General features: G+C 73.3%; 7 protein-coding genes and 1 pseudogene. 2 read left to right on the forward strand and 6 right to left on the reverse strand.

Features of this window, described 5'->3' with window-relative positions:
* Together ACWGIU_RS28375 and ACWGIU_RS28380 are read right to left on the reverse strand one after the other, a co-directional pair.
* A pseudogene (locus tag ACWGIU_RS28375) lies at positions 1 to 93 on the reverse strand (homocysteine S-methyltransferase); the annotation flags it as partial.
* Positions 94 to 106: 13 nt separating this feature from the next.
* On the reverse strand, positions 107 to 1030 hold the full coding sequence (locus ACWGIU_RS28380) for an LLM class F420-dependent oxidoreductase (RefSeq protein WP_453710458.1): 924 nt from the start codon (positions 1028 to 1030) through the stop codon (positions 107 to 109).
* 200 nt (positions 1031 to 1230) lie between these two features.
* On the opposite strand from ACWGIU_RS28380, the gene ACWGIU_RS28385 reads away from it, so the two are divergent.
* Positions 1231 to 1476: a hypothetical protein gene (locus ACWGIU_RS28385; RefSeq protein ID WP_453710460.1), complete on the forward strand. Its 246-nt coding sequence runs from the start codon at positions 1231 to 1233 to the stop codon at positions 1474 to 1476.
* Positions 1477 to 1522: 46 nt separating this feature from the next.
* On the opposite strand, the gene ACWGIU_RS28390 is transcribed toward ACWGIU_RS28385, so the two are convergent.
* The 4 genes from ACWGIU_RS28390 to ACWGIU_RS28405 form a co-directional block, all read right to left on the reverse strand.
* Entirely contained in the window at positions 1523 to 2008 is a 486-nt protein-coding gene (locus ACWGIU_RS28390; protein ID WP_453710461.1) for a DUF6099 family protein, read from the reverse strand.
* 122 nt (positions 2009 to 2130) lie between these two features.
* Positions 2131 to 2550: a nucleotide pyrophosphohydrolase gene (locus ACWGIU_RS28395; RefSeq protein WP_453710463.1), complete on the reverse strand. Its 420-nt coding sequence runs from the start codon at positions 2548 to 2550 to the stop codon at positions 2131 to 2133.
* On the reverse strand, positions 2547 to 3962 hold the full coding sequence (locus ACWGIU_RS28400) for an ATP-binding protein (RefSeq protein WP_453710465.1): 1416 nt from the start codon (positions 3960 to 3962) through the stop codon (positions 2547 to 2549). The genes ACWGIU_RS28395 and ACWGIU_RS28400 overlap by 4 nt, the downstream gene beginning before the upstream one ends.
* A 67-nt stretch (positions 3963 to 4029) precedes the next feature.
* The gene (locus ACWGIU_RS28405) at positions 4030 to 4425 is read right to left on the reverse strand and encodes a cell division protein SepF (RefSeq protein WP_453710467.1); all 396 of its coding nucleotides are present in this window, start codon (positions 4423 to 4425) and stop codon (positions 4030 to 4032) included.
* Positions 4426 to 4587: 162 nt separating this feature from the next.
* On the opposite strand from ACWGIU_RS28405, the gene ACWGIU_RS28410 reads away from it, so the two are divergent.
* Complete coding sequence (locus tag ACWGIU_RS28410) at positions 4588 to 5307, forward strand: DUF2470 domain-containing protein (protein ID WP_453710469.1); 720 nt, start codon at positions 4588 to 4590, stop codon at positions 5305 to 5307.
* Positions 5308 to 5377: the final 70 nt, after the last annotated feature.

A 5377-nucleotide genomic window follows, 5' to 3' on the forward strand; every position in this document is an offset into this window, starting at 1 on the left:
GCCCTGGGCGGCGAGCTGGTTGCTGAGCCCGCCGTCCAGGAGTACGGCCCCGCGGGCCAGGGCTTCGGCGAGCGGGCCGGACGCGCGTGGCACGGCTTCCCCGTTCCTATCGGACCTGGGAGAGCACCTGGGCGGAGATCAGCTCCAGGTGGTCCAGGTCGTGGAGGTCGAGGAGCTGGAGGTAGACGCGGGAGGCACCGGCGGCGCCGTAGGCACCGATCTTCTCCACGACCTCGGCCGGGGAACCGGCCAGACCGTTGGCCTTGAGCTCGTCGACGTCCCGGCCGATGGCGGCGGCCCGGCGGGCCACCTCGGCATCGTCCTTGCCCACGCACACGACGAGGGCGTTGGAGTAGCGGAGGTCGTCGGGCCCCCGCCCGGCCTCCTCGGCCGCCTCCCGGACCCGGGCGAACTGCCGCTCGCTGTCGGCGATCGACGCGAACGGCATGTTGAACTCGTCCGCGTACCGGGCGGCGAGCCGCGGGGTGCGCTTGGCTCCGTGGCCGCCGACGAGGACGGGAACCCTGGCCTGGGCGGGCTTGGGGAGCGCCGGCGAGTTCTCCACCTGGTAGTGCTTGCCCGCGTAGTCGAAGGTGGCGCCGGCCTCGGTGGCCCACAGGCCGGTGACGATGGCCAGCTGTTCCTCCAGCCGGGACATCCGGTCCGCCGGGAAGGGGATTCCGTACGCCTTGTGCTCCTCTTCGAACCATCCCGCGCCGAGACCGAGTTCGATGCGGCCGCCGGACATCTGGTCGACCTGGGCCACCTGGATGGCGAGGACTCCGGGCAGCCGGAAGGTTCCTGCCGTCATCAGCGTGCCGAGGCGGATCCGCTCGGTCTCCCGGGCCAGGCCCGCGAGGGTGATCCAGGCGTCGGTAGGGCCGGGCAGGCCGTCGGCGGATCCCATCGGCACGTAGTGGTCGGACCGGAAGAACGCGTCGAACCCCAGGTCCTCGGTGGCCTTGGCGACGGTCAGGAGGGTGTCGTAGCTCGCGCCCTGCTGGGGCTCGGTGAAAATGCGGAGATCCATACCCCCATCCTGCACTCCCTCCCCGGCGGGGTGAATCTTCGTCAACCGGACGGTCCGCGCCCGGGCGCGCCAGTGACCAGCCAGGACGGTGATCGTGGGCTCGCAGGAGCCGGACCGCCCGGCCCGCGCGCCGGCGGCGTTCCGCAGGTGCGTCCACCGCCCCCTTCCGCCGTGGAAGGGCCAGGGTCGAGGAGGCCGCCATGTCCCACGAGGCCGTGCCGGACACCCACCGACACACCGGACAGGCAGCGCAGGCAGCAGACGACCGCGCGGGTCAGGAGCCTGCGGCACCCGCCCAGGGGGGCGGCGCGCCGACGGGCCTGCTGCAGCAGATGGAAGAACTGATGGCGGCGCTGAACGCCGACCTGTCCCAGCTCGACGCCGATCGCCAGGCCTCCACCGACCGCACTCCCGAAGGCAAGCGCCCGTCCTTCCGGGCGTCCTGATCACGGGTGTCCCGCCGAGCACGGCGGGACCTCATCCGTAGCCCCCTCAGGCCACGCCCGAGGCGGACCCCCGCTCACGGACGACCATGCGGCGCAGGATCGCCCGCACCCGGTCGCTCGACTCGTCGGCCGCGTCGATCGACTCTATGCACTGCCAGTACAGGGCCTCGTCGTCCGTCCCGCAGGCCACCCCGACCAGGGCTATCCCCACTTCACCCAGCAGCGCCTGGAGCCCGAGCAGCGCCTGCCGCACGTCCGACACTCCGCTCAACTGCGCGGCTCTCGGCGGATACTCGGGCGCACTGCCCTCTCCTCGCAGTGCCGCCCGGTCGAGCACCCCGCAGCCTCTGCCTCCCGCTTCCCCCAGTCCCCGTGCCTCCGATCTCAGTTCCGGCGGCCCGGTGACCGCCAGACAGCTCCCTATGCCCTGCGCGAGCGCTTGGGCCTGCCAGGCCTCGCCCACGATGTCCCACGCGACCCCGCTCTGTGCCAGCGCGTGCCGGCCGACCGCGATGAGCCGTACCGCATCCATATGCCGTCCCCCGTCCGCACGACATCCACCATCCTCACCACTACCCAGAGTGAGGGCAACGAGTCAGTAAAGCCAGGGGTATTCGGAAAATGTGGACACAAACGTGATTGTGGAGGAGTCCATCACTCCGAAGAGTGACGATTGGGTGTCGATGCACCCGGCACGGGAAAGCGGAGTTCGTTCCTCTCGATCTTCGCGGCGAGCGCATCCAGCACATCCACCCCGAGAACCTCACAGAACTGCAGCAGATACGCGAGCACGTCGGCCACCTCGTCGGCCACGCGGTGGGCCGATTCCGGCTTCTCCATGACCTTCGCCGACTGCTCAGGTGTCAGCCACTGGAAGATTTCCACCAGTTCGGACGCCTCCACGCTGAGCGCCACCGCCAGGTTCTTGGGGGTGTGGTAAGGCGCCCAGCCGCGCGCCGCCGCGAACTGCGCGAGCCGGCGCTGCAGTCGGTCCAGCCGCTCGTCGGGCCGCTCGCCGGGCCGCCCCTCGGGCGACTCCGGCCGTCGCTCGGGCTGTTCCTGCGTCTCGTTCATGCCCTCAGGTCTACCACCGCGATGCCCGGGAGGGCGCGGGCGGCCGCCGCGGTCCCCTCCCCCACCGCCGCCACGAGCCGGATGTGGCCTCGGCCGCAGGACAGCAGGGCCAGGCGCAGCAGCTCGGCGCTCTGCCGCCCGTCGAGACCCCGGTCGAAGCCGTCGGCCAGGACCGTCAGCGCCTGCCGCGCGGAGAGCAGCTCGGCCGCCGGATCCATGGCCAGCACCCCCGGTCCGGTGAGCAGGACCAGCGCCAGGGCGAGGAAGCGGAGTTCGCCCGCGCCCAGCCGGGCCAGCTCCGTGGCGGGCCGGCCGGGGCCGCGGTCCAGTACCGCCGCGACCGTACCGCCGTCCGCGGGGGCCCGTACGTCCAGCCCCGCTACCGAGCCGGCGCAGCCGGTACGCGCCGCCTCCGCCAGCAGCGCGTGGCGGGTGCCGCACTCGCTGCGAGTCCGGCGCAGCACATCGGCCAGGTTGGCGCAATCACCCAGCAGCCGGCCCTCTCCCGGCGCAACGGCGGCGCGCATCCGGTCCGGGCGGGGGTCGCACGGGAACACCGCACGCAGGGCCACGACCACCTGCTCGGCGGCGGCCAGCACCTGGCGCTGACCCTCGGTGGAACCGGCGACGCGGAGCGGGAGCAGGGCCGTGCCGAGCCGGTCGTCGGGCAGCGGGGCCCGGGTGACACCGACGGCGCCGCCGGTCAGCCAGGCGGCCTGGACCGAGCGCCGGCCAGGGTCGCGCAGGGCGGTGGCGAGCAGGATCTGCCCGTCCTGCGAGAGCCGTTCGCCGACGATCCGCAGCGTGGGCTCGGCCTGGACGGCGAGGTCGAGCCGGATCGGACCGGCGGGTCCGTCCACGGTGCAGCCGAGGCGGAACCCGCGCCGCCGCTGCGCGTCGGGGACGGCCCGGTCGGGGATGCGGGCGCGCGGATCCGGGAAGGCCTCCTCCAGCGTGGCCCCGGAACCCAGCCCGGCCAGGGCCTCGTAGGCGGCCAGGGCCTGGGACTTGCCGCTGCCGCTCGGCCCGGCGAAGAGGGTGAGGGGGCCGAACGGGAAGACCGCCGAGCGGTGCGGCCCGAAGGCGGAGAGCCTCAGCTCGGTGACCACGGGCCGCGGATACCGCTGCGGGGGCTCGGCAGGTCGGCCGGAGCCGCCGGGGCGGGCCTGCGCCGGCACGACCGGGGCGTCGCCTTCCACCGCCACGCCTCCCACCGCCGGGACCCCGGCCCCGCCCCCGCCCCCGACAGTGGGAGGCGCGGGCGAGGCTCCGGGTGGCGCGGTGGCGGCGGCATCGGCCCGCACCGGGGCATCGGCCTCGGCCGCCCGAGCGGCAGCGGGAACGGCAGGGGTGTCGGCTAACGCGAGGGAGGCGACCGCGCCTACCGCCGTCGCGTCCGAAGTGGCGTCCATGCGCGGGACGGTACGGGCCGCCGGACCCCCCGTGGCTCCGGCGAACCGTTCCCTCGCGGGGACCTTCCTACGATCGGGGGACGGCGGCGGCCGCGATCCCCTCGACCTCGGTCCCCACCGGCGCGAGCAGGAAGACGTTCCGGTCCACCCGGTGCATCCCGCTGCCGAGGCCGAAGACCACGCCGCTGCTGAAGTCCAGGATCCGCTTGGCCACTTCGCTGTCCGCTCCGGTGAGGTCCAGCAGGACCGGGATCTGCGCGATCAGGTACTCCGCCACCTCCCGCGCGTCCGCGAAGATCTGAACTCTGATCACCACGAAGCGCCGCTGCTCCGCCGCCGACGCTCCGGGCGCCGCGGGAATCGTGCGGTGGTCCACCCGGGAGGGCCATTCGTTGCGACTGCGCAGGGGGACCACCTGCGCGAGCCCCTCCCACTGTTCGTCGGTGACGTCGTACCTGCTCACCGGGCCGCCTCGGCCGTGCGCTTCATGTGCATCCCCCCATCCTCTCGCGTTTCACCCGTTCAGCCCAACAACGACACGGGCGTGCCGGGTACCCCCCGAGAGCCAGATAGGTTAGTTAGGCAAACCTAAGTCATCTAGTCGCTCTGACGAGGAGAGATCCACATGCGCCCGTTCGGTGCCCCCGCCGCCCCGGCCGACCGGCCCACCGATGCAGAGCGCGTCCGGTCGATCCTCACCGCCGCCCACTCCATGACAGTGGTCACCGACGGACTGCGCTCCGAGGTCCGCCACCTCGACGGCGGTGACCCCATGGGACGGCTGCACCTGCACCCCGCCGAACCCGGCGGCGAGTCCGAGTTCCGGCCCATGATGCGGCTGGAGTTCACCGACATCGCCCCCACCCCCGTACGGGAACGGGTGCGCGCCCGCGTCACCGTGCTGGGCCGCCTGCTGACCCCCTACTCCGGCCTGGCCGAAGGCTCCGGCGCCGACTCCACCTGCATGGAATTCGACCGGGCCGTCCTGGAGACCCCGGAGGGCCGCTCGCACGTCGGCCTCGAAGAGCTGGACACGGCCCGCCCCGACCCGCTGTCCCCGTACGAGGCGGGCATGCTGACGCACCTCCTCGACGACCACCAGGACCTCGTCACCCTGCTGCTGCGTCTGGTCCGGCCGCTGCCCACCGCCGTCGTGCTCCGCGCGCTGCCGGTCGCCATGGACCGGTACGGGATCACCCTGCGGCTGGAGGAGCGGCGCGGGCACCGCGACGTGCGGCTGCCCTTCCCCTCCCCCCTCGACGACGTCGAGCAGGCCGGTACGCAGATCCAGGCGCTCTTCAGCGCGGCCCGCCGGAGCTCGCACCGCAACACCCTGCCGGCCTGACGGCCCGTAATACCCGGCACACACACGCACGCGCGCGCCGCCGGAGCATGAGGCCCCGGCGGCCTTGAGC

The organism is Streptomyces sp. NPDC054840 (assembly GCF_053611065.1).